We start from the raw sequence: 23811 nt of genomic DNA on the forward strand, positions 1-23811 counted from the left end.
AAAAGCCGGCCTGACGGCCGGCTTTTTTCTGATAATCTTCGTAAGCTCGTGAGATTATTGGCTGCTAAACAGGAATCGTTTGCCGTTTGTTGTTTCAAAATTGTTAACAATTTTGTAAAATGCGAGCGGATAGAACGTCCCGGTGGATGATGGGCGTAATAACAAAAGCGTCAGACCCGCCGGATATAAATTAAGAGGTCATGATGAGTACTGAAATCAAAACTCAGGTCGTGGTACTTGGGGCAGGCCCGGCAGGCTACTCTGCGGCCTTCCGTTGCGCGGATTTAGGTCTGGAAACCGTCATCGTAGAACGTTACAGCACCCTCGGCGGTGTATGTCTGAACGTCGGTTGTATCCCTTCTAAAGCGCTGCTGCACGTAGCGAAAGTCATCGAAGAAGCGAAAGCGCTGGCCGAGCACGGCATCGTTTTCGGCGAGCCGAAAACCGATATCGACAAAATCCGTACCTGGAAAGAAAAAGTTATCAATCAGCTGACCGGCGGTCTGGCTGGTATGGCCAAAGGCCGTAAAGTGAAAGTGGTGAATGGCCTGGGTAAATTCACCGGCGCCAACACCCTGGAAGTGGAAGGCGAGAACGGCAAAACCGTTATTAACTTCGACAACGCTATCATCGCGGCGGGTTCCCGTCCGATTCAGCTGCCGTTCATTCCGCACGAAGATCCGCGCGTATGGGATTCCACCGACGCCCTGGAGCTGAAAGAAGTGCCGAAACGCATGCTGGTTATGGGCGGCGGCATCATCGGTCTGGAGATGGGTACCGTTTATCACGCGCTGGGTTCAGAAATCGACGTGGTTGAAATGTTCGACCAGGTTATCCCGGCTGCCGATAAAGACGTAGTGAAAGTCTTTACCAAGCGCATCAGCAAGAAGTTCAACCTGATGCTGGAAACTAAAGTCACTGCCGTTGAAGCAAAAGAAGACGGTATTTACGTCTCCATGGAAGGCAAAAAAGCGCCTGCTGAAGCACAGCGTTACGACGCGGTGCTGGTGGCTATCGGCCGTGTGCCGAACGGCAAAAACCTGGATGCAGGCAAAGCGGGCGTGGAAGTGGACGACCGCGGCTTTATCCGCGTTGACAAGCAGATGCGCACTAACGTGCCGCACATTTACGCTATCGGCGATATCGTCGGTCAGCCGATGCTGGCGCACAAAGGCGTTCACGAAGGTCACGTTGCCGCTGAAGTTATCGCCGGCATGAAGCACTACTTCGACCCGAAAGTTATCCCGTCCATCGCTTACACCGAGCCGGAAGTCGCGTGGGTTGGTCTGACTGAGAAAGAAGCGAAAGAGAAAGGCATCAGCTATGAAACCGCCACCTTCCCGTGGGCAGCGTCTGGCCGTGCTATCGCTTCCGACTGCGCAGACGGTATGACCAAACTGATTTTCGACAAAGAGACCCACCGTGTTATCGGCGGCGCGATTGTCGGTACCAACGGCGGCGAGCTGCTGGGCGAAATCGGACTGGCTATCGAAATGGGCTGTGACGCTGAAGATATCGCGCTCACCATCCATGCTCACCCGACCCTGCACGAGTCCGTGGGCCTGGCGGCAGAAGTGTTCGAAGGCAGCATCACCGACCTGCCGAACCCGAAAGCGAAGAAAAAATAATCGTTTTGCTTTGCTGAAAAACGCCTCTACGGAGGCGTTTTTTTATTGGCTCATCCGCTCCCGTCTAAGCTAACTACCTAATCTGGTAGGCATTTTTCCCTCAATCTTCTTTTCCTGCTGCCGATATAGCTCTCAATGCATTGACTCACATGCGCTTATACAGAGATGAGCGGCGCATGAACAGGGACGCGCAAGACAGGGATCTCGTTGAGCTTTTTACCTTCTGTCGAATCTTGCCGCACTGGCGCGGCGTCTGCACACCCTCACTGCATGTTGCCGGAGCGGCTTGTCTCTGGCGTCCTCTTTCTCGTCTGCTCAGGCGATTTCATCAATAAAAAGGAAAGTTTATGTCTTTTAAAAAGTTGGCTGTTGTTGGCATGGTATTGGCTGCGTTTACCCTTACCGGGTGCGGCGCCATGACGACTGCCGTGAAAAAGCGCAATCTGGAAGTGAAAACTCAGATGAGCGAGACGGTCTGGCTGGAGCCTTCCTCTGAAAAAACCGTTTATATCCAGGTGAAAAACACCTCTGATAAAGATATGAGCAACCTGCAAACGCTGATTGCCAACGATCTTTCCGCCAAAGGTTATAAAGTGACCAGCTCGCCGGATACGGCTTACTACTGGGTACAGGCTAACGTGCTGAAAGCCGATAAGATGGACCTGCGCGAATCGCAGAACTATCTGAAAAGCGGTTACGAAGGGGCGGCCCTTGGCGCGGCGCTGGGCGCAGGCATTACCGCCTATAACAGCAACTCCTCCGGCGCAGCGTTGGGCGTAGGCCTGGCGGCTGGCCTGATTGGCCTTGCTGCTGATGCGATGGTGGAAGATGTGAACTACACCATGGTCACCGACCTGCAAATTTCCGAGCGCAGCAAAGCCGCGGTCACTACCGACAATATTGCCGCGCTGCGTCAGGGGACTTCCGGCATCAAACTGCAAACCAGCAGCGAGCAGGGCAACCGCGCTAAATACCAGACCCGCGTAGTTTCCACCGCCAATAAAGTTAACCTGAAATTTGAGGAAGCCAAACCTCAGCTGGAAGCGCAGCTGGCGAAATCCGTCGCCAATATTCTGTAACGTCTGCGCAGGCGGGCCGCCCGGTCTGGCGGCCCGTCGCAAAACGTCACGTTAATGCCCTGTCTCTTTTATCTGTTGCCAGGGCGCTACGGGTGAAAAACTGGTAATCGCCTGCGCTTTACGCGCCGTCTCCTCGCCTAACCATGCCTGCCAGACCCTCTCCTGATCGTCCACCATAAAGCTTGTCACCCCGGTTCGACCATAGGCCACGGGCCAGGCTATCAGCGCATATCCGCCGGTCAGTTTGCCTTCATGTAGCCACGGCGAGCGGCCTTCGTCGGCATGGGCCGTAATGATACGAAAACGATAGCCATGATAGCCCGCGCCCGGAATGCCGGGGCTGAATGCCGGGCCGAGCGGGCTTGGCGCTTCGCCCGCCCCCGCTGACCAGTAAAGGCCATCTTTTTGACCTTCGCTGCTGATAAGTTTTTGCGCGTAAAAGTGGTTAAGCGCATAAAACTCCCGCTGCGCCTGAACATAGGCGTGCAGAGCCTGAATTGCGGAAAGCTCGTTGCGGCCGAGCGTACGGGTGAGAATTTCATCCGCTGCGCCTTGCATATCGAAACGCCAGCCGTCTGCGGTTTTAACAAGCGGAATGGGCAACTGCCAGTTTTGCTTGCCAACGTTCAGCCAGGCGACATTTTGCTGTTGTTCAATATGATGGCTGGTTTTCCAGTCGCGCAGGAACCGCGCTACTGCTTCAGGATCGGCCCCTTCCGGCGGCAAATATTGCCGCCAGCTTTCCGTAAGTATTGCGTTGAGCGCTGCTTCATTTTGTTGCGATACGGCGTCGACCAGCGCGCTGGCGGCCTGCTCGGGTGTCGCAAACTGCTGCTGCGCCAGCGCGAGCGCAGGGATAAACAGCAGACCTGGCAAGCTACGTAGTAACCTCGTTTTCATTGTTTCGCACCTTAATGATGACGAAGCTCATGATGCCCGGAAGCGCGCTCCCGAAGGGCTTCATGATGCTCACTGTTAAGGAGATGCCGGCTTTGCTCGCCGCGCAGGCGTTGCGCCTGCCAGTCGGGCGAACGGCTATCATTGCCGCTCAGCGCGTTAACATAGGAAGGACTCTGGCTCCTTTGGCGCAAAACCGCGCCAGGCTGGCTTTGGCGCTGTTTTATCGCCTCGCGTCTTTGCTGCTGCTGCGCGTCCGGGTGATGCAGCGGTTTTACCGCTTCGCGATGCGCTGCGGCGGGGCGAATGCCCGAATGTGGGCGTTCATCATAACCGCGATAACTGTCGCGCTGCGCGATTTGATGCAGCTTTTGCGATGCGGCCTGACGCTGGGCGTCGCGCCCGGCGCCGGGCGCATTAACCTGCGCGCCGGACGGCTGCCGGAGCGTCTGCAATGCCGCCTGGCGCTGCGCATCCCTGGAAGCGGGCGCGGCGGTTGCGCTTAAGCCGACAGGGCTCTGAGTCTGATGAAACCGTTGCGCCACATGCGGGTCAGCATAAGGAACGCCGCTGCGGTAAGCCGGATTGTGCTGCCAGACCCGGTTATTTTCGCTCAGTCGCTCTCCGGTGATGCGATTGTAATTATTGACGTTGATATTGATGTTATCGCCGTGATGCGAGTGATGGTCATCGTCATCATGATGGTGATGATGGTCATCGTCGTCATCCCAGTCGATGCTGCTGAACAAGGCGTAAGTTGTCGCCACGCCAAGACTGTAACCCAGACCGCGAGCGAAGCTCTGGGTAAACTGCTGGCCTGGCGGGGGCGGCAGGTAAACTGGTGGATAAGCCGTATTGGCCCATGAACCGTATACCGTCGCCGGGTTATAAGAGGGGATATAAACCACCTGCGGGTCGGCGGGTTCGATTTTAATAATCGTTGTAGTGGCTGGCGCCGGGGAGTCTGACGGCGCTGCGCGCGCTGGCGTAGCGGGTGTAGCTGGCGGCGAGGGTTTGGCTACGGTAGTCACCGTTTGCTGTGGCGTCGTTTTCAGCGCGCCGGTTTGCTGCGCCAGCGCCCGTAGCTTTTGCACCGAGTCCATCACCGCCTGAGGTTGCGCCAGGAAAGCGTCGCCCAGACTTTGCACCCACTGCGAATTTTCTCCCATTAACGCCATGAGCTGCGGGAATGCCACCAGCGATTTTACGCTGGCGTCCCAGGGTTGATTCGCTACGGCTGCGATGGCGGCGTCGCCCTGCAACGTGGGGTTGTCATGCGACCATTGCACAGCCTGTACAACGCTTGCCGGGTAAGTTGCCGCCATCAGTACCTGAGAAAGCAGCGGATCCGGGAAAAGCGCTACCGGCGCGACCCACTGATCTATCTGGGCCGTGGAAAACGCTGGCGCAGGAGAGGGCGCAAGGGGAGCGGCGGGCATTGCCTGCACTTGTTGAACAGTCGCGGCAGGCGGCGTAGCGGCAGATAAAGCGCGCATAAGCAAAAGCGCGCCTCCGGCGCCTGACGCAGCGGCAGCGCAGAGCAACGCCAGCAGGCGGGGTTTAACTTGCAGAGGCATATTTAACTCTCCATCGGCATAAGACAGATACCGGCAGGCGTAACGTTGGGAGGGAGGCTGGTCGTTACAGACCCGTCATCGAAGCGAAGCCACAATAATGAGTGTAGAAACGCGAAGATTGACGAAACGAGCGGTAGCTCACTGTTGGTTCTTTTTCAGATAAAAAATCGCCGGCCAGGGAGAGGCCAGTAAAAGGCCGCCGCGAAGGCGGCCAGTAGCTTAATTGCCTAAGTTCAGGATGAACTGAATGTGGATGTCTGAAATAGTCCAGCCGCCCTGCATCATTGTCATCGCTGCGCTTAATACAATGAGAAGCGTATACAGCAAACGCATTTCCATTGCGCGTATTCCCTTGCGGGGTACGTTGATTCCTTCTTCACCGGGAAAGGCAGAACCAGGCAAGTATGTCGTACTTGCCACGTAAGGTTAGGGAACTGCTTCCAGGCCCGGTGACTGGCTGCTACGCCAGCGAAGCAGGCCAGGGCGCAATATAGCCAGAGTGAGGCGCCCCGGAAAGGCATCCTTTACGCTTACACGCGATTACATGTAAATTCTGAAAGCGGTACGCAAAACGTACACCTGGGCTTGCCGACGCGCAGGACAGCTGGCATGATTCTGCTGTGTCGTACTTGCCGCAATACCTGTGCAAAGGTGCCTGCTACCACCTGAACACAACAAACAGACCGCCACCCGGCGGTTTTTTTGTGTCTGAAATCTCACTTCCGAAACGCGTTATGCGTTGCTTAACGATTCAGCAAATATTTAATGTTGCTTTTTTGTAAACAGATTAACAGAGAGTCTAAATCCTGCTATTCTGCCCGACGCGGAACCGGGCATTTACCCTACAAACTGCTGTCTCACAGGAGCGTGAAGAGAATAGCCTGGCTCCCTTATGACAATGAGAGCGAGGAGAACCGTCGTGCTAGAAGAATACCGTAAGCACGTAGCTGAGCGTGCCGCCGAGGGGATTGTAGCCAAACCCTTAGATGCAACCCAAATGGCCGCGCTCGTCGAGCTGCTGAAAACCCCGCCAGCGGGTGAAGAAGAGTTTCTGTTAGATCTGCTTACCAACCGTGTACCCCCAGGCGTTGACGAAGCCGCCTATGTAAAAGCCGGATTCCTTGCTGCTGTCGCCAAAGGCGAAGCCTCCTCTCCGCTGGTTACCCCGGAAAAAGCGATCGAGCTGCTGGGCACAATGCAGGGTGGTTATAACATCCACCCGTTGATCGACGCGCTGGATAACGAAACGCTGGCGCCGATTGCCGCCAAAGCGCTGTCTCATACGCTCCTGATGTTCGATAACTTCTACGATGTGGAAGAGAAAGCCAAAGCGGGCAACGCTCACGCGCAACAGATTATGCACTCCTGGGCTAACGCCGAGTGGTTCCTGTCTCGCCCTGCGCTGGCCGAAAAAATTACCGTTACCGTATTTAAAGTGACGGGCGAAACCAACACCGACGACCTTTCTCCGGCGCCGGACGCCTGGTCGCGCCCGGATATCCCGCTGCATGCGCTGGCGATGCTGAAAAACGCCCGCGACGGCATTGAGCCGGATCAGCCAGGCGTCGTCGGCCCCATCAAGCAAATTGAAGCGCTGGCGCAAAAAGGCTTCCCGCTGGCTTACGTCGGCGACGTCGTGGGCACCGGTTCTTCCCGTAAATCCGCCACCAACTCCGTGCTGTGGTTTATGGGCGACGATATCCCGCACGTGCCGAACAAGCGCGGCGGCGGTGTGGTGCTGGGCGGCAAAATCGCGCCTATCTTCTTTAACACCATGGAAGATGCGGGCGCGCTGCCTATCGAAGTTGATGTGTCGAACCTCAATATGGGCGACGCTATTGATATCTACCCGTACAAAGGTGAAGTGCGTAACCACTACACCGATGAACTGCTGGCAACCTTCGAGCTGAAAACCGACGTGCTGATTGACGAAGTGCGCGCGGGCGGCCGTATTCCGCTGATCATCGGCCGCGGCCTGACCACCAAAGCGCGTGAAGCGCTGGGTCTGCCGCACAGCGACGTTTTCCGTCAGGCGAAAGATGTTGTTGAGAGCGACCGTGGTTTCTCGCTGGCGCAAAAAATGGTTGGCCGCGCCTGCGGCGTAGCGGGCATTCGTCCGGGCCAGTACTGCGAACCGAAGATGACCTCTGTCGGCTCGCAGGATACCACCGGCCCGATGACCCGTGACGAGCTGAAAGACCTGGCGTGCCTGGGCTTCTCCTCTGACCTGGTGATGCAATCATTCTGTCATACCGCTGCTTATCCGAAGCCGGTTGACGTCACCACGCACCACACCCTGCCGGACTTCATCATGAACCGCGGCGGCGTGTCGCTGCGCCCGGGCGATGGCGTGATTCACTCCTGGCTGAACCGCATGCTGCTGCCGGATACCGTGGGCACCGGCGGCGACTCCCACACCCGTTTCCCGATCGGTATTTCTTTCCCGGCAGGTTCGGGTCTGGTGGCGTTTGCCGCTGCGACCGGCGTTATGCCGCTGGATATGCCGGAATCGGTGCTGGTGCGCTTTAAGGGCCAGATGCAGCCGGGCATTACCCTGCGCGACCTGGTTCACGCCATCCCGTATTACGCTATCCAGCAGGGGCTGCTGACCGTAGAGAAGAAAGGCAAGAAGAACATCTTCTCCGGCCGCATTCTGGAAATTGAAGGTCTGCCTGATCTGAAAGTAGAGCAGGCGTTTGAACTGACCGACGCCTCTGCCGAGCGCTCTGCGGCAGGCTGCACCATCAAGCTCAATAAAGAGCCGATTATCGAGTACCTGACCTCCAACATCGTGCTGCTGAAGTGGATGATTGCCGAAGGCTACGGCGACCGCCGTACGCTGGAGCGCCGTATCCAGGGCATGGAGAAGTGGCTTGCGGATCCGCAACTGATGGAAGCGGACGCTGACGCAGAATATGCGGCAGTGATCGACATCGATCTGAACGAAATCAAAGAGCCGATTCTGTGCGCGCCGAACGATCCGGACGACGCGCGTCTGCTCTCTGACGTGCAGGGCGATAAGATTGACGAAGTGTTTATCGGTTCCTGCATGACCAACATCGGCCACTTCCGTGCCGCCGGCAAGCTGCTGGACAGCCATAAAGGCCAGCTGCTGACCCGCCTGTGGGTGGCGCCGCCGACCCGTATGGACGCCGCGCAGCTCACCGAAGAGGGTTACTACAGCGTATTCGGTAAGAGCGGCGCGCGCATTGAGATCCCAGGCTGTTCGCTGTGCATGGGTAACCAGGCGCGCGTGGCGGACGGTTCGACGGTGGTTTCAACCTCGACCCGTAACTTCCCGAACCGCTTAGGCACCGGGGCGAACGTCTATCTGGCGTCTGCGGAACTGGCGGCGGTTGCGGCGCTCATCGGCAAGCTGCCAACGCCGGAAGAGTACCAGACCTTTGTTGCTCAGGTTGATAAGACAGCGGTAGATACCTACCGTTATCTGAACTTCGACCAGCTTTCTCAGTACACCGAGAAAGCGGACGGCGTTATCTTCCAGACGGCAGTTTAATACCCGCCCGGTTCGCCGGAGCCACTAAAAAAGGGAAGCCTCTGCGCTTCCCTTTTTTTATGCGCCATCGCTTCAGGAATTCGCTTTGCCGTCGTAGCGCGGCAGGCTGACCACCGGGTAGGTGAAGCTTTCCTCGGTCTGGCAGCGCTCCGGCTTCTGCTGGTCGGCGTAAATCAGGTAATAGCGCTCATTTGCCGGAAAATAGATAAGATCATCGCCATTGCGAAAAGAGATAACTTCATAACGTTTGCCTGCTTTGGTCTGCGTTTTACGCACGCCGGAGGCGATTTGAAAATGGTTGCCCCACTTCATGGTGGTGAGGTGATATTTAAAAAAGGAGATCAGCACATTTTGTCGCGTCAGGCAGTCCAGCCTTACCGCATCGCCCGCCCAGGCGGCGGAAAGGGGCAGTGCGACGGCGCAGAACAGCAGGGACCGGGCAAGCGTCATTTTCAGTTTTGGCATAGTTCTTTACAAATTAAGGCGTTAACAAGAACCACAGCATAGCACAGCCAGACCGCCAGACGGGCGCGCAGGCTTTTTTCATCAGGCATCGCCCGGTGCGCTTTTTTTTCGCTTTCATGCTGCGATAATAACTACACAGGTACAGTGCAGCGGTCACGCATTGCCTTTTGCAGAGGAAAACACCATGGATTACGAATTTCTGCGCGATATTACCGGCCTGGTAAAAGTGCGCATGTCGATGGGGCATGAGGCGCTCGGTCACTGGTTCAACGAAGAGGTGAAAGAGAACCTGGCGTTGCTCGACGAAGTGGAACAGGCGGCGAGCGAGGTTAAAGGTAGCGAGCGGCAGTGGCAGAAAACCGGCCATGAATACACGTTGTGGCTTGATGGCGAAGAGGTGATGGTGCGCGCCAACCAGCTGGAGTTTTCCGGCGACGAAATGGAAGAGGGGATGAGCTACTACGACGAAGAAAGTCTTTCGCTCTGCGGCCTTGAAGACTTCCTGCAAGTGGCGGCGGCCTATCGCGCCTTTCTTAACCAACGCTAAGCGCGGCGAAGTGGAGCTTCCCTGCTCCACAGGCGTTTATACGGCGGGAATATTGCGGCCGTAGTAAATTTCGCGCATCTCTTTCCAGAGCTGGTCCGTAATAGTTTTGCGCTCTTCTTCGGTTAAATCTTCCGGTTTGGTATGGAACATGTAGTGCTTAAGATCGAACTCTTTAAGCAGCATTTTGGTGTGGAAGATATTTTCCTGGTAAACGTTCACATCCACCATGTCGTAGAGTGATTTCATGTCTTCCGACATAAAATTCTGGATGGAATTAATCTCGTGATCGATAAAGTGCTTCATGCCGTTCACGTCGCGGGTAAAGCCGCGTACGCGGTAGTCGACGGTGACGATATCGGACTCGAGCTGGTGGATTAAATAATTCAGCGCCTTCAGGGGCGAAATCACGCCGCAGGTAGAAACTTCAATATCAGCGCGGAAGGTGCAAAGCCCGCCCTCCGGATGGCTTTCCGGGTAGGTATGCACGCAAATATGGCTTTTATCCAGATGCGCCACGACGGTTTCGGGCAGCGGTCCGGGATGTTCAGACTTATCAATAAGTTTTGGGTCGACCGGCTCTTCGCTCACCAGAATGGTGACGCTGGCGCCCTGCGGCTCATAATCCTGACGCGCAATGTTCAGAATATTGGCGCCGATAATCGAGCAGGTTTCTGTCAGAATTTCCGTCAGACGGTTGGCGTTGTAGAGTTCATCGATATAAGCGATATAACCATCGCGCTCTTCCGCCGTTTTGGCGTAGCAAATATCGTAAATACAAAAACTCAGGCTTTTGGTCAGGTTGTTAAAGCCATGCAGTTTAAGCTTTTTCAATTTTGATCACCTCCTTAGGATGCCTGTTCAGACAGGGCATCTTGCAAATACTGCGGCAGAGCGAAAGCTGCCGTATGAATAGCGGGATTATAGTAGCGGCACTTAATGCCGGCGGCGTGAAAGCGCGCCTGTAAGGTTTCTGTAGGCAGGTTGCGCAGCGCTTCGTTGTCGGTGGCCCAGGCAAACGTCATGATGCCGCCGTAGTAGGTTGGAATGGCCGCCTGATAAAAGCTCACGTCGCTGAAGTAGTGGCTAAGCTTGCGATGGCTGTCGATGGCTTCATCCTGTTGCAGGAAGCAGACGCCGTTCTGCGCAACGAAAATCCCGCCTGGATTCAGGCAGCGCTTGCACCCTTCGTAAAACGCCGAGGTGAACAGGCTCTCGCCCGGACCGATCGGGTCGGTACAGTCAGAGATAATGACATCAAACGTTTGCGTGGTCTGGTTAACAAAATTGACGCCGTCGTCAATCACCAGCTTAAAGCGCGGATCGTCATAACTACCTGCATTGTGTTGAGGCAAGTACTGGCGGCAGAAAGAGACCACGCCCTCGTCAATCTCTACCATCGTGATGGTTTCGACGCCTTTATGGCGGGAGACTTCACGCAGCATGGCGCCGTCGCCGCCGCCGATGATAAGCACATGCTTTGCATGGCCGTGAGCCAGCAGCGGCACATGGGTCATCATTTCGTGATAGATAAACTCATCGCGTTCGGTGGTTTGCACCACGCCGTCCAGCGCCATCACCCGGCCAAAAGCCGCATTTTCGAAAATGATCAAATCCTGGTGATCGGTTTTCTCATGGTAAAGCACATTATCAACGGCAAAGTACTGACCAAACTGGTCGTGCAGCGTTTCATGCCACAGTTTGTTATCGGCCATTGGCTGATACCTCCTTCGTTAACACCCCTGGAAAACGGGCGCAACATAATAGCTAACAATAACCGTGGATGCACGGTCATTATTTCGACGAAGGAGGTGCGGGAAAGGTTACTTTACGTAAGCGAGCAGGCTTAAGGAGTCGCGCGCCAGCGCCTTACATTTTTTGGCGGTGGGAATGGCGATGCCGCTGAGATCGCGATAGCTGTCTTCGCCGAGCGCCTTCATGTTGAAGGTTTCGTAATTGCTTAAATCCCATTGGTTTTGCTGGGCGAAAAAGACCAGCGCGCGGCGAATTTGTCCGTTCGGCAAGTTCTGGTAACCGCAGTCATTTTTCAGAAACACGAAAACAGCGGTGAGATCGGCCATGTCTTCCGCTTCTGATTCACTTAACGCAAAGCTACTGGCGGAAAAGCCCATCAGACAGCCCAGCAACATCACCCTGACCCACTTGTTCATTACGTCTACCACTCGCCAACAGATATCAAACGATAGCACATTTCGTTCAGGCGCGACGAGGAGATTTAACCCCTTTTTTAGCGGATAAACGCCCGTATGACGCGGTCTGGCGAGCATTTCACTTTCAGCATAATGTTAATCAAGGCGCAGTAAAAACGTGAGCGGCGAAAAGCGCGTTTTACCCGGAATCAACGAGAGTAAATAAAGAGGCGGAGCAGCGCTGCGCTTTATATCTCGTCTTCTTTTATCTTCTTTTACCCGCCTGTTTTAAGTTGTTGTTTTTAACGCATGGAAAAAAGAGCCGGAAAAGAGGGGGGCTGCTCACTTGCCGCCTGGCCAGCTCTTAAAACGTCGCGTACACCGGCAGCGGCGATGTTCTCCGCCGCCCAGCCGGCATTATCCCCGCACGTTTGCTTTCCTTTACTTGACCTTCCCGTTAGGGGAAGGGTTAAGCTCGTGGCATGCCTGTCGTCGATAAGGAAAGAAGATGCAACGCCGTGATTTTTTAAAATACAGCGCCGCGCTGGGCGCCTTCAGCATGCTGCCTGCCTGGGGCCGTGTGGTGCCGTCGGCGAAACGCCCGACATTACCCATTCCGGAACTGTTAACGCCTGATGCGCAAAGCAAAATTCGCCTTACCGCGCAGGCGGGTGTAAGCCAGTTCAACGGCCAGAACGTAGCGACGTGGGGCTACAACGGCAATTTGCTTGGCCCGGCGCTGAAGCTCACCTCCGGCAAACCGGTGACGGTGGATATCCGCAACGCGCTGCCTGAAGAGACCACGGTGCACTGGCACGGGCTGGAAGTGCCGGGCGAGGTGGATGGCGGTCCGCAAGGCGTGATCGCGCCGGGGGCCACGCGCACGGTGAGCTTTACGCCGCAGCAGCGCGCCGCCACCTGCTGGTTCCACCCGCATCAGCACGGCAAAACCGGGCATCAGGTGGCGATGGGGCTGGCGGGCCTGGTGCTGATTGAGGATGTTGAAAGCCTGCAACTGATGTTGCCCAAGCTTTGGGGCATCGATGACGTGCCGCTCATTATTCAGGACAAAAAATTCACCCAGGACGGCAAAGTTGATTATCAGCTGGACGTCATGAGCGCGGCAGTGGGCTGGTTTGGCGATACGCTGCTCTGCAACGGCGTGGCGTATCCGCAACATAACGCGCCGAAAGGCTGGCTGCGTCTGCGGCTGTTGAATGGTTGCAATGCCCGTTCGCTGAAGATTGCCGCCAGCGATAACCGCCCCCTTTACGTCGTGGCGAGCGATGGCGGCTTGCTGGCGGAGCCGGTGAAAGTCAGCGAGCTGCCGATGCTGACGGGCGAGCGCTTCGAAGTGCTGGTAGATACCAGCGACAACAAACCGTTCGATATCGTGACCCTGCCGGTCAACCAGATGGGCATGGCGATAGCGCCGTTCGATAAGCCGCAACGGGTAGTTCGCATTCAGCCGCTGGTTATTCCCGCATCCGGCGAATTGCCAGATAAGCTGGTTGAGGTGCCCGCGCTGCCTTCGCTCGACGGTTTGCCGACGCGCTGGCTGCAACTGATGATGGATCCGATGCTCGACATGATGGGCATGCAGGCGCTGAAAGAAAAATATGGCGAGCAGGCGCTGGCGGGGCATCAACATCATATGCAGATGATGGGAAAGATGAACCACGGCCATGGTCACGGCATGGATTTTCACAACGCCAATAAGATTAACGGCAAAGCCTTTGATATGCGCGCGCCAGCGTTCAGCGTGGCGAAAGGCCAGTATGAACGCTGGACCATCTCAGGCGAGGGCGACATGATGCTGCACCCGTTCCATATTCACGGCACGCAGTTCCGTATCCTGACCGAAAACGGCAAGCCGCCTGCGGCGCACCGCGCAGGCTGGAAAGATACCGTCTGGGTGGAGGGGGCGCGCAGTGAAGTGCTGGTGCGTTTTAATCACCCTGCGCCAGCGGAACACGCTTATATGGCGCACTGCCATCTGCTGGAACATGAAGATACAGGGATGATGTTAGGGTTTACGGTGGCCTGATTATTCTCGTTCAGCACTGAAGGCAAGCCGGCGTCGCTTTATATTCCTGAAGGTTACGCGCCTTGCGAAGCGCGCCTGGTACGCTTTTAAACATCTCACTTCGCTGCCTTGTGCCCATAAAAAAGCCCCTCAGAGAGGGGCTTTTATTTTGCTTATGGCAGATTACTTCGCGTCATCCGGCAGCGCGTAGGCCACGATATAGTCGCCCATCTTCGTACCAAACGAGCCGTGGCCGCCTGCGGAAACCACAACGTACTGCTTGCCGTTAGCCTCATAGGTCATCGGCGTTGCCTGACCGCCTGCCGGCAGACGTCCTTCCCACAGCTTGTCGCCGTTGGTGACGTTATAAGCGCGCAGGTAGTTGTCCGCTGTCGCGGCGATAAACAGCACGTTGCCCGCGGTGGAGATCGGACCGCCCAGCATCGGCATGCCCAGCGTGAACGGTACCGGTACTGGCATCGGGAAGCCGAAGCTGTCGCGCGGCGTACCGATGCGTTTCTGCCAGACGATTTCATGGGTTTTCAGATCCAGCGCGGAAATGTAACCCCATGCCGGCTGCTTACACGGCAGACCGAAAGGCGACAGGAACGGGTTCAGCGTTACGCCATAAGGCACGCCATACTGCGGCTGAATACCCGACTCAGAGCCGGTGCCCTGCGCATCTTTCGGCTGTTCCATCGGGTTGCCCGGACCGCGCGGGATAAGTTTAGAGACGAACGGCAGCGCGATAGGGTTAGCAATCGCCACCTGGCGGTTCTGGTCAACAGAGAGACCGCCCCATTCGAACATCCCCAGGTTGCCCGGGAAGACCAGCGTGCCCTGCTCGGAAGGCGGCGTGAAAATGCCTTCATAGCGCATGCTGTGGAACATCACGCGGCACACCAGCTGGTCGAACATGGTGGCGCCCCACATGTTCGCGCCGCTCAGGTCTTTCTTCGGACGGAAAGAGAGTTCAGAGAACGGCTGAGTCGGCGTCACGTAGTCGCCTTTCGCCGCGCCCTGCGGAACCGGTTTTTCCGGCGCCGGGATCACCAGCTCGCCGTTACGACGGTCAAGCACAAAGATATTGCCGGTTTTGGCTGGCGCGTAGATAACCGGTACGGTCTGGCCGTTCACGGTGATATCCGCAAGCGTCGGCTGGGCAGGCAGGTCCATGTCCCACAGGTCGTGGTGCACGGTCTGATAAGACCAGGCGAGCTTACCGGTGGTGGCGTTCAGCGCCAGAATGGAGCTGGCATAACGCTCCTGCTCCGGCGTGCGGTTGCCGCCCCAGATATCCGGCGTGGAAACGCCCATCGGCAGATAAACCAGATCCAGCTTCGCATCGTAGGCGGCAGGCGCCCAGGAGTTCGGCGAGTTCGGCGTAAAGTGATGCTCATCCGCCGGGATGGCATTCGGATCTTTCGCGCCCGGATCAAAGGCCCACAGCAGCGCGCCGGTATTGATATCAAAACCGCGAATAACGCCGGAAGGCTCACGGGTAGAGAAGTTATCCGTTACCGCGCCGGCAATCACAATCACCTTGTCCGTAACGACTGGCGGTGAAGTCGGCTCGTACATGCCCGGCGTTGTAACCGGCATGTTAGTTTGCAGGTTCAGAATGCCTTTGTTGGCAAAGGTCTGGCACAGCTTGCCGTTGTCGGCGTTTACCGCAAACAGGCGGCCATCGTTTACCGGCAGGATAATGCGGCGCGGACAGTCAGCCATGACTTCCGGCGGCGTGTTAGCCGGGTTCGCTTCATGATAAGAAACGCCGCGGCAGGTTACGTGCTGGAAAGTCGGGTTGGTATTAAGCTGCGGATCGAGGTGCCACTTCTCTTTACCGGTAGCGGCATCAAGAGCGAAAAGACGCTGGTGCGCGGTACAGAGGTAAAGCGTGTCGCGAACTTTGATCGGCGTAACTTCGTTGGTGATTTCGCCCGGATCGTTGGGCAGCTTCAGGTCGCCGGTGCGGAAAGTCCAGGCTTCTTTAAGCTGGTGCACGTTGTCGGCGTTGATCTGCTTGAGCGGGGAGTAACGCTGGCCTTCCTGGTTACGGCCATAAGCCGGCCAGTCGCCTTCCGGAATAGCCGCCGCGCCGCTGCTTGCCGCCGCTGCGGCAGGCGTGGAGTCCGCAGACAGCGTGCCGTGGATCTCCTGCGGGTCGTTAAAGGCCGCCCAGACCAGCATGCCGCCGGTAATAAGGAGCGAAACCACAAGGGCGGTGACGCCAGGGCGCGCAGGCGTAGCAAGACGGCGCCAGACAAACGGCAAAATCAGCCAGATGCCAAAGAACACCAGCACGTCGCAACGCGGCGTCAGGGCCCAGAAGTCAAAGCCGACTTCCCAGACGCCCCAGATCATGGTGCAAAGCAGGATTGCGGCGTAAAGCCAGAGCGCCGCAGCGTTGCGACGCCATAACAGCCATGCCGTCGCCAGCATCGCCACCCCGGCGATAGGGTAGTACCAGGAGCCGCCAATCGCGACCAGCCATACCCCGCCAATCAATAAATACAGCCCGCACAATGCTGCGAACAGGGCCGTTAAGGTCACGAGTAAACGTGACTGTTTAACTTTTGTTTCCGCCATAATGACACTCGTAAATTTTTAGTAGCAACTAATTATAGTTATTAACATGTGTGATCTGAATCACAAAAAAGGCTTTTTTTTACATTCCTGCTGTAAATGCTTTTGCTGGTATACTGCCAGCCTTATCAATAAGCGCTGGCGAACGAAACGCTGCCGTTTGATGATTTCATTTTTAAATCAGATGGTTATAGATATGAAACACACTGTAGAAGTAATGATCCCCGAAGCGGAAATTAAAGCGCGCGTGGCAGAGCTGGGGCGTGAAATAACCGAGCGTTATAAAGACAGCGGCAGCGATATGGTGCTGGTCGGTTTACTGCGCGGCTCGTTCATGTTTATGGCAGATCTTTGCCGTGAAGTGCAGGTTTCTCACGAAGTCGATTTTATGACTGCTTCGAGCTACGGCAGCGGCATGTCAACAACGCGCGACGTAAAAATCCTCAAAGATCTGGATGAAGACATTCGCGGTAAAGATGTGCTGATCGTCGAAGATATTATCGACTCCGGCAATACGCTTTCGAAAGTGCGCGAAATTTTAAGCCTGCGTGAGCCGAAGTCGCTTGCCATCTGCACGCTGCTGGATAAACCCACGCGCCGTGAAGTGGACGTCAACGTAGAGTATGTTGGCTTTTCGATTCCCGACGAGTTTGTGGTGGGGTATGGCATCGACTACGCCCAGCGCTATCGCCATCTGCCTTACATCGGCAAAGTGGTGCCGCTTGACGAATAACAGGCGGGCATAAAAAAGGGGCCGAAGCCCCTTTTTTTATTTATGAATATTGTGCGTTTGCTGAATATTGCAAATGCCGTTGCGATAGCGCTGTTCCAGCGTTTCGCGGTTAGTCGCGGTGACTTGCAGGTCGCGCAGCAGGCCGTCGTGAATACCGTAAGCCCAGCCGTGAATCGTCACTTTCTGGCCGCGTTTCCAGGCGGACTGCATAATGGTGGAGTGGCCCAGGTTATAAACCTGCTCCATCACGTTCAGTTCGCACAGGGCGTCGAGGCGTTTCTCCTGCGGGATTTCGCCAAGCAGTGAGCTATGTTTAAACCAGATGTCGCGGATGTGCAGCAGCCAGTTATTGATAAGCCCCAGCTCCGGGTTTTCCACCGCTGCCTGTACGCCGCCGCAGCCGTAGTGGCCGCAGATGATGATGTGTTCCACTTCAAGCACATCAACCGCATACTGGACAACAGAAAGGCAGTTAAGGTCGGTATGGATAACCAGGTTGGCGACGTTGCGGTGAACAAAAATCTCACCCGGCTCAAGCCCCGTAAGGCGCTCGGCAGGCACGCGGCTGTCAGAACAGCCAATCCACAGGAAGCGCGGTTTCTGCGCCTTCGCCAGTCGTTCGAAAAAGCCCGGATCCTCTTCCACCAGCATTTTGGACCACTGGACGTTATTGCTAATTAGTGCGTCGATATCTTTCATAAAGGTTAACGGCCTGTAACCGAAGAATTGCGTTGGGTTAATATAGGGCAACTCAAAATTTTTTTAAACCACACAACTTTTGTGAGAAATAAGGTAACCGAATATCCATGACAATAGCACTGGAACTGGAGCAATTAAAGAAAACCTACGCCGGCGGCGTGCAGGCGCTGCGAGGCATTGATTTAAAAGTGGAAGCGGGAGATTTTTACGCGCTGCTTGGCCCGAATGGCGCGGGCAAATCCACCACTATCGGCATTATCAGTTCGCTGGTGAATAAAACCTCCGGGCGCGTGCGGGTGTTTGGCTACGACCTTGAACGTGACGTGGTTAACGCCAAACGCCAGCTCGGCCTTGTGCCGCAGGAGTTTAACTTTAACCCCTTCGAGACGGTGCAGCAGATTGTGGTCAACCAGGCGGGGTATTATGGCGTCGATCGCCGCGAGGCTGTTGCACGCAGCGAAAAGTATCTGAAACAGCTCGATCTGTGGGAAAAACGCAACGAACGTGCGCGCATGCTTTCCGGCGGCATGAAGCGGCGTTTGATGATCGCGCGTGCGCTGATGCACGAGCCGAAACTGCTTATTCTTGATGAGCCAACGGCGGGCGTTGATATCGAGCTTCGTCGCTCTATGTGGGGGTTCCTGAAAGATCTCAACGACAAAGGCACCACCATTATTCTCACCACGCACTATCTGGAAGAAGCGGAGATGCTGTGCCGCAATATCGGCATCATCCAGCGCGGCGAACTGGTGGAAAACACCTCGATGAAGTCGCTGTTAGCCAAGCTGAAATCAGAAACGTTTATTCTCGATCTGGCCTCCAAAAGCCCGCTGCCGATGCTTGATGGCTATCAGTACCGGCTGGTGGACACCTCCACGCTGGAAGTGGAAGTGCTGCGCGAGCAGGGCATTAATAGCGTCTTTAACCAACTGACGGCGCAGGGTATTCAGGTATTAAGCATGCGTAACAAAGCCAACCGTCTCGAAGAGCTGTTTGTCACGCTGGTAAATGAAAAACAAGGAGACCAGGCATGATGCAGCTTTACTGGGTGGCGCTGAAAAGCATTTGGGCGAAAGAGATCCACCGTTTTACCCGTATCTGGGTGCAAACGTTAGTGCCGCCGGTCATCACCATGACGCTTTATTTTATTATTTTCGGCAACCTGATTGGCTCGCGCATCGGCGAAATGCATGGCTTTACCTATATGCAGTTCATCGTACCGGGGTTGATTATGATGGCGGTGATCACCAACGCTTACGCCAACGTCGCCTCGTCATTCTTCAGCGCGAAATTCCAGCGCAATATTGAAGAACTGCTGGTGGCGCCGGTGCCGACGCATGTGATCATCGCAGGCTATGTGGGCGGCGGCGTGGCGCGCGGCCTCTGCGTCGGCGTTCTGGTGACGGCGGTGTCGCTGTTCTTTGTGCCGTTTCAGGTGCACTCCTGGCTGTTCGTGGGGCTAACGCTGCTGCTGACCGCCGTGCTTTTCTCGCTCGCTGGCTTGCTGAACGCGGTGTTCGCCAAAACCTTTGACGACATCAGCCTGATCCCGACCTTCGTGCTGACGCCGCTTACCTACCTTGGCGGGGTTTTTTATTCGCTGACGCTGCTGCCGCCGTTCTGGCAGGCGCTGTCGCATCTGAACCCTATCGTCTACATGATTAGCGGCTTCCGCTTCGGTTTTCTCGGTATCAGCGATGTGCCTCTGCTCTTTACCGTTGCGGTGCTGGTGGCCTTCATCGTTGTCTTCTATCTGCTGTGCTGGTATTTGATTAGCCGCGGACGCGGTCTGCGCACCTGATAAAAGCCCTCCCGTTGCGGAGGGCTTTTTTCTTTCTGTTGATGGATATCAGGCCCGTTATTTCTCCCTGCGGTAAACTGCCCGCCTGAAATAAGGAGAAACGCTATGTTAGGGTGGGTCATCGTCTGTCGCGGCTACGCGGCGCAGGAGATGCAGGATGCGCTGGAAGAAAACGTCGGCAGCCTGGCGCAGTGCCGGGCGGTAAATGTGCAGGAAGGACTCAGCGCCAACATGTTAAGCCGCATGCTCTGCGACGCGCTGCACGAGACCGATAGCGGCGAAGGCGTCATCTTCTTTACTGAGGAGACGGGCGGCACGCCTTATCGCATCGCCGCGCTCTTAAGCCATAAGCATGAAAACTGCGAAGTGATCTCAGGCGTAACGCCAGAGCTGCTGCGCGCCGCCGTGGCATGGCGTGACACGCTGTCAAGCGAGGCGTTTCGCCTTGCTGTCGTGGCGCAGGGCGGCGAAAGCGTCAGCAGCCTCTGGCACCAGCAGCAAAAAAATCCGCCGTTTGTGCTCAAACACTCGCATGGTTAGCCGGTGGGTTTGATAAACTCACCGGCTCTCGCAACACTTAATCTTAGCCTCTCGTCATGTTAATTCGTCTTCTGTTCAGCCTGTTGCTGTTGCTGCCAGGCGCCGTTTATGCGGGCCCGTTTGTCGGTAAGCCCACGCCACCGCAATATATGCAAACCACGCAGGATGCCGATATCTGGGCGCAGGTGGGGAATAAGGTTATCTCCGTAGGCACGATAGAAGAGGGGCAGATCATCGCTGTCTCGCCCATAGCGGCTGACTATTATGAGTTTCGCTTCGGCTTTGGCACCGGGTTTATCGACAAAGCGCATCTGGAGCCGGTGCAGGGCAAGCAGCGGGTGCAGGACCGGCTGGGCGATCTGAATAAGCCGCTCAGCAACCAGAACCTTCTTACCTGGCAGGATGTCACGGTTTATAACGCGCCAGACAGCCGCAGCACGCCATTTGGCACACTGGCGGAAAACCTGCGCTATCCGGTTATCGGCAAGCTCAAAGACCGTCTGAACCAGACCTGGTATCAGGTGCGCATCGGCAACCGGCTGGGCTATGTCAGCGCGCTTGAAGCGCAGGAGGATAACGGCATTCCGGTTCTGACCTATCACCATATTCTGCGCGACGAAGAAAACACCCGTTTTCGCCATACTTCCACCACCACGTCGGTGCGCGCTTTCAGCAACCAGATGACGTGGCTGCGTGATACAGGCTACGCCACGCTGTCGATGTATCAACTGGAAGGCTATGTGCGAAACCGCCTTAACCTGCCTGCCCGCGCCGTGGTCATTACTTTTGATGACGGGTTGAAATCGGTCAGCCGCTACGCATACCCGGTGCTGAAACAGTACGGCTTCAGGGCCACGGCTTTTATTATCTCGTCACGTATTAAGCGTCACCCGCAGCGCTGGGATCCGAAATCGTTGCAGTTTATGAGCGTCTCAGAACTTCGGCAGATTGCCGATGTGTTTGATGTTCAATCCCATACCCATTTTCTGCACCGCACCGATGCCTTGCATCACCCCGTTTTGCTAAGCCGCAGCTACCACAACGTGCTGTTTGATTTCGAACGCTCGCGCCGCGCGCTGGCGCAGTTCAACCCGCATGTGCTTTATCTGTCATATCCTTTCGGCGGCTATGACGAGAAGGCGGTAAAGGCAGCTAACGACGCCGGTTTTCATATGGCCGTAACGACGGTGAAAGGGAAAGTGAAGCCGGGCGATAACCCGTTTCTGCTTAAACGGCTCTATATTCTGAGAACGGACTCGCTGGAGACGATGGCGAAAATCGTTACAAACCAGGCGCAGGGATAAGACAGTAAAAACAACAAGGCCCTCGTGAAGAGGGCCTGGAAGAGGCTCAGGCAACCTGAACCGGCACGGCTTTCGCCTTGCGCTTCATTTCGTTGTCGCCTTCGAAATAGGCGACTTTCGGCTGCCAGGCGCGCGCTTCGGCGTCTGACATAGTGACGTAGCTTGCGATGATCAGGATATCGCCCACATCCGCGCAGTGCGCCGCAGCGCCGTTCACGGAGATGATCTTCGAACCGCGTTCGCCGGCGATGGCATAGGTGGAGAAACGTTTGCCATTGGTTACGTTATAGATATCAATGGCTTCATATTCCAGAATACCCGCCGCTTCAAGGAAATCCTGGTCAATGGCGCAGGAGCCTTCGTAATGCAAGTCCGCCTGAGTCACTTTGACGCGATGCAGCTTGCCTTGCAGCATTGTGCGAATCATAAATTGAACCTTGTTTACCAGAACCATATCAGCGCGGCGTTCAGCGCCGCACCAGGAATTTATCCCGGGCAGTATTGCCCGTTTTATACCCTCTGTCTACTGGGTTAATTCGACCGTCTGATTGTCGATTAACCGCGCCTGGCCAAGCCACGCCGCCATCAAAATAACCGCGCGCTGGCTGTTCCCGGTTAGCGGCAGCAGCGTGTCGGCGTCGCGAATTTGCAGGTCGTCCGGGCGAAAGCCTTTCTCGCTCAGCTCCTGCGCCGCAACGGCCAGCATCTCTTCCAGATCACGCTCGCCCGCGCGCAGTTTTTCCGCCATGGCGTTCATCACCTTGCTAAGACCGGGCGCGATTTTGCGCTGGTCGCTGGTGAGGTAGCCGTTGCGCGAGCTCAGCGCCAGGCCATCCTTAGCGCGCACCGTCGGCACGCCGACAATGTCGATGTCATAGCCCATGTCCGCCACCATTTTGCGGATCAGCGCCAGCTGCTGATAGTCCTTCTCGCCAAAGCAGGCGATATCCGGCTGCACCAGGTTAAACAGTTTGCTGACGACGGTGGAAACACCGCGAAAATGACCCGGCCGGCTGGCGCCTTCCAGCATGGAGGAGATGCCCGGCACCTCAACGAAGGTCTGGTCGCCCATGCCTTTGGGGTAAACTTCTTCCGGCGTCGGCGCGAAGACCAGCGTTGCGCCGCGGCGGTTCAGCTTCTCGCAATCTTCCTGCAAGGTGCGCGGATAGCGCGCCAGATCGTCTGCGCGGTCAAACTGCATGGGGTTGACGAAAATACTGACCACTACCACATCGGCGCGGGCTTTCGCTTCGTCCACCAGCTTCATATGGCCGTCATGCAGGTTGCCCATGGTCGGCACCAGCGCCACGCGCTTGCCTTCCATACGAAAACGGCGAATATGCTGGCGCAGCAGCGGTAAGGTTTCAATAATCAGCACAACCGTACTCCTGTCAGTGGAAACTGTGTTCTTCGCCCGGGTAAACGCCGGACGTCACTTCAGCAATATACTGGCGCACTGCGGCGCGCATATCGCCCGCCTGCGCGAGAAAGTTTTTCGCAAACTTAGGGATGTGTCCGCCGGTGATGCCGAAAGCGTCGTGCATCACCAGAATTTGTCCGTCGGTCACGTTGCCTGCGCCAATGCCGATAACCGGAATGGACAGCGCTTCGGTCACGCGTTTTGCAAGTTCAACCGGCACGCACTCCAGCACCAGCAATTGCGCTCCTGCGGCTTCCAGCGCCAGCGCATCGTCCAGCAGCGTCTGAGCGGCGGCCTCGTCGCGGCCCTGGACTTTGTAGCCGCCGAAAATGTTCACGGACTGCGGCGTTAGCCCCAGGTGGCCGCAAACCGGTACGGCGCGCTCGGTAAGCATGCGCACCGTTTCGGCAAGCCAGCGACCGCCTTCAATCTTCACCATATTGGCGCCTGCGCGCATCACGGCGGCAGCGTTTTCAAACGCCTGCTCCGGCGTGGCGTAAGCCATAAATGGCAGGTCGGCCAGCAGCAAACAGTGCGGCGCGCCGCGGCGTACCGCGCGGGTGTGATAGGCAATCTCGTCAACGGTGACCGGCAGCGTAGAGTCATGGCCCTGGACGGTCATGCCCAGCGAATCGCCCACCAGCATCACGCCGATGCCTTCTTCGGCAAACAGCTTCGCAAAGCTGTAGTCGTAGGCGGTGATGGTGGCGAAGCGGGTTTTTTCCTGTTTCCAGCGGCGCAGCTGGGAGATGGTTGTCGGTTTCATAACAATCCCGAAATCATGAAAATGAAGCGTAGTGTAATCCATTGCCAGAAGGGTAGATAGCCACACTTTTGTTACGGTT

General features: G+C 56.2%; 21 protein-coding genes. 10 read left to right on the forward strand and 11 right to left on the reverse strand.

Features of this window, described 5'->3' with window-relative positions; genetic code table 11:
- Nucleotides 1-203 precede the first annotated feature (203 nt).
- Together lpdA and traT are read left to right on the forward strand one after the other, a co-directional pair.
- Complete coding sequence (gene lpdA, locus DW56_RS05030) at nucleotides 204-1628, forward strand: dihydrolipoyl dehydrogenase (protein WP_024555107.1); 1425 nt, start codon at nucleotides 204-206, stop codon at nucleotides 1626-1628.
- Nucleotides 1629-1975: 347 nt separating this feature from the next.
- Nucleotides 1976-2707: a complement resistance protein TraT gene (gene traT, locus DW56_RS05035; RefSeq protein WP_024555108.1), complete on the forward strand. Its 732-nt coding sequence runs from the start codon at nucleotides 1976-1978 to the stop codon at nucleotides 2705-2707.
- A 51-nt stretch (nucleotides 2708-2758) separates the two neighbouring features.
- Here traT and DW56_RS05040 read toward each other — a convergent pair whose 3' ends face one another.
- Together DW56_RS05040 and DW56_RS05045 are read right to left on the reverse strand one after the other, a co-directional pair.
- Entirely contained in the window at nucleotides 2759-3607 is an 849-nt protein-coding gene (locus DW56_RS05040; protein WP_024561974.1) for a DUF2950 family protein, read from the reverse strand.
- An 11-nt stretch (nucleotides 3608-3618) separates the two neighbouring features.
- A complete protein-coding gene (locus tag DW56_RS05045) occupies nucleotides 3619-5181 on the reverse strand; it encodes a DUF3300 domain-containing protein (RefSeq protein ID WP_024561975.1) in 1563 nt (520 codons plus the stop codon).
- Nucleotides 5182-6100: 919 nt separating this feature from the next.
- Here DW56_RS05045 and acnB point away from each other — a divergent pair.
- Nucleotides 6101-8698: a bifunctional aconitate hydratase 2/2-methylisocitrate dehydratase gene (gene acnB / locus DW56_RS05050; RefSeq protein WP_139152800.1), complete on the forward strand. Its 2598-nt coding sequence runs from the start codon at nucleotides 6101-6103 to the stop codon at nucleotides 8696-8698.
- A gap of 72 nt (nucleotides 8699-8770) precedes the next feature.
- Here acnB and DW56_RS05055 read toward each other — a convergent pair whose 3' ends face one another.
- A complete protein-coding gene (locus tag DW56_RS05055; protein ID WP_024552164.1) occupies nucleotides 8771-9154 on the reverse strand; it encodes a hypothetical protein in 384 nt (127 codons plus the stop codon).
- A 193-nt stretch (nucleotides 9155-9347) separates the two neighbouring features.
- Between DW56_RS05055 and yacL the strand changes: the two genes are divergently transcribed.
- A complete protein-coding gene (yacL, locus tag DW56_RS05060) occupies nucleotides 9348-9710 on the forward strand; it encodes a protein YacL (protein WP_024552165.1) in 363 nt (120 codons plus the stop codon).
- A 36-nt stretch (nucleotides 9711-9746) separates the two neighbouring features.
- Here the strand turns inward: yacL and speD are convergent, their stop codons facing one another.
- From speD to DW56_RS05075, 3 genes are all read right to left on the reverse strand, one after another.
- On the reverse strand, nucleotides 9747-10541 hold the full coding sequence (speD, locus tag DW56_RS05065) for an adenosylmethionine decarboxylase (RefSeq protein WP_024552166.1): 795 nt from the start codon (nucleotides 10539-10541) through the stop codon (nucleotides 9747-9749).
- A 14-nt stretch (nucleotides 10542-10555) separates the two neighbouring features.
- Complete coding sequence (gene speE / locus DW56_RS05070; protein ID WP_024552167.1) at nucleotides 10556-11422, reverse strand: polyamine aminopropyltransferase; 867 nt, start codon at nucleotides 11420-11422, stop codon at nucleotides 10556-10558.
- 108 nt (nucleotides 11423-11530) lie between these two features.
- Nucleotides 11531-11878 carry a YacC family pilotin-like protein gene (locus DW56_RS05075; protein ID WP_024552168.1) on the reverse strand — a complete coding sequence of 116 codons (348 nt, stop codon included), beginning with the start codon at nucleotides 11876-11878 and terminating at the stop codon, nucleotides 11531-11533.
- A gap of 487 nt (nucleotides 11879-12365) precedes the next feature.
- Here DW56_RS05075 and cueO point away from each other — a divergent pair, with 487 nt between their 5' ends.
- Entirely contained in the window at nucleotides 12366-13904 is a 1539-nt protein-coding gene (gene cueO / locus DW56_RS05080; protein ID WP_024552169.1) for a multicopper oxidase CueO, read from the forward strand.
- 162 nt (nucleotides 13905-14066) lie between these two features.
- Here the strand turns inward: cueO and DW56_RS05085 are convergent, their stop codons facing one another.
- Nucleotides 14067-16472 (reverse strand): glucose/quinate/shikimate family membrane-bound PQQ-dependent dehydrogenase, encoded by a 2406-nt coding sequence (locus DW56_RS05085; RefSeq protein WP_024552170.1) that lies wholly within the window; start codon nucleotides 16470-16472, stop codon nucleotides 14067-14069.
- Nucleotides 16473-16665: 193 nt separating this feature from the next.
- On the opposite strand from DW56_RS05085, the gene hpt reads away from it, so the two are divergent.
- Nucleotides 16666-17202, forward strand: coding sequence for a hypoxanthine phosphoribosyltransferase (hpt, locus tag DW56_RS05090; protein WP_049293936.1), 537 nt, complete (start codon nucleotides 16666-16668; stop codon nucleotides 17200-17202).
- Nucleotides 17203-17238: 36 nt separating this feature from the next.
- On the opposite strand, the gene can is transcribed toward hpt, so the two are convergent.
- Nucleotides 17239-17901, reverse strand: a complete 663-nt coding sequence (gene can / locus DW56_RS05095; protein WP_024552172.1) for a carbonate dehydratase — start codon at nucleotides 17899-17901, stop codon at nucleotides 17239-17241.
- 107 nt (nucleotides 17902-18008) lie between these two features.
- On the opposite strand from can, the gene DW56_RS05100 reads away from it, so the two are divergent.
- The 4 genes from DW56_RS05100 (at nucleotide 18009) to DW56_RS05115 (ending at nucleotide 21546) form a co-directional block, all read left to right on the forward strand.
- Nucleotides 18009-18935: an ABC transporter ATP-binding protein gene (locus tag DW56_RS05100; RefSeq protein ID WP_024552173.1), complete on the forward strand. Its 927-nt coding sequence runs from the start codon at nucleotides 18009-18011 to the stop codon at nucleotides 18933-18935.
- Nucleotides 18932-19702, forward strand: coding sequence for an ABC transporter permease (locus tag DW56_RS05105; protein WP_024552174.1), 771 nt, complete (start codon nucleotides 18932-18934; stop codon nucleotides 19700-19702). The genes DW56_RS05100 and DW56_RS05105 overlap by 4 nt, the downstream gene beginning before the upstream one ends.
- Nucleotides 19703-19807: 105 nt before the next feature.
- The gene (locus DW56_RS05110) at nucleotides 19808-20242 is read left to right on the forward strand and encodes a PTS sugar transporter subunit IIA (protein WP_024552175.1); all 435 of its coding nucleotides are present in this window, start codon (nucleotides 19808-19810) and stop codon (nucleotides 20240-20242) included.
- 56 nt (nucleotides 20243-20298) lie between these two features.
- Nucleotides 20299-21546: a polysaccharide deacetylase family protein gene (locus DW56_RS05115; protein WP_024552176.1), complete on the forward strand. Its 1248-nt coding sequence runs from the start codon at nucleotides 20299-20301 to the stop codon at nucleotides 21544-21546.
- 46 nt (nucleotides 21547-21592) lie between these two features.
- Here the strand turns inward: DW56_RS05115 and panD are convergent, their stop codons facing one another.
- The 3 genes from panD to panB all read right to left on the reverse strand — a co-directional run bounded on the left by panD (nucleotide 21593) and on the right by panB (nucleotide 23732).
- Complete coding sequence (panD, locus tag DW56_RS05120) at nucleotides 21593-21973, reverse strand: aspartate 1-decarboxylase (RefSeq protein ID WP_024552177.1); 381 nt, start codon at nucleotides 21971-21973, stop codon at nucleotides 21593-21595.
- 96 nt (nucleotides 21974-22069) lie between these two features.
- Nucleotides 22070-22924, reverse strand: a complete 855-nt coding sequence (gene panC, locus DW56_RS05125; protein WP_024552178.1) for a pantoate--beta-alanine ligase — start codon at nucleotides 22922-22924, stop codon at nucleotides 22070-22072.
- Nucleotides 22925-22937: 13 nt separating this feature from the next.
- On the reverse strand, nucleotides 22938-23732 hold the full coding sequence (panB, locus tag DW56_RS05130; protein WP_024552179.1) for a 3-methyl-2-oxobutanoate hydroxymethyltransferase: 795 nt from the start codon (nucleotides 23730-23732) through the stop codon (nucleotides 22938-22940).
- Between the last annotated feature and the right edge of the window lie 79 nt (nucleotides 23733-23811).

This window comes from Franconibacter helveticus LMG 23732, assembly GCF_000463115.2.
Lineage (GTDB): Bacteria > Pseudomonadota > Gammaproteobacteria > Enterobacterales > Enterobacteriaceae > Franconibacter > Franconibacter helveticus.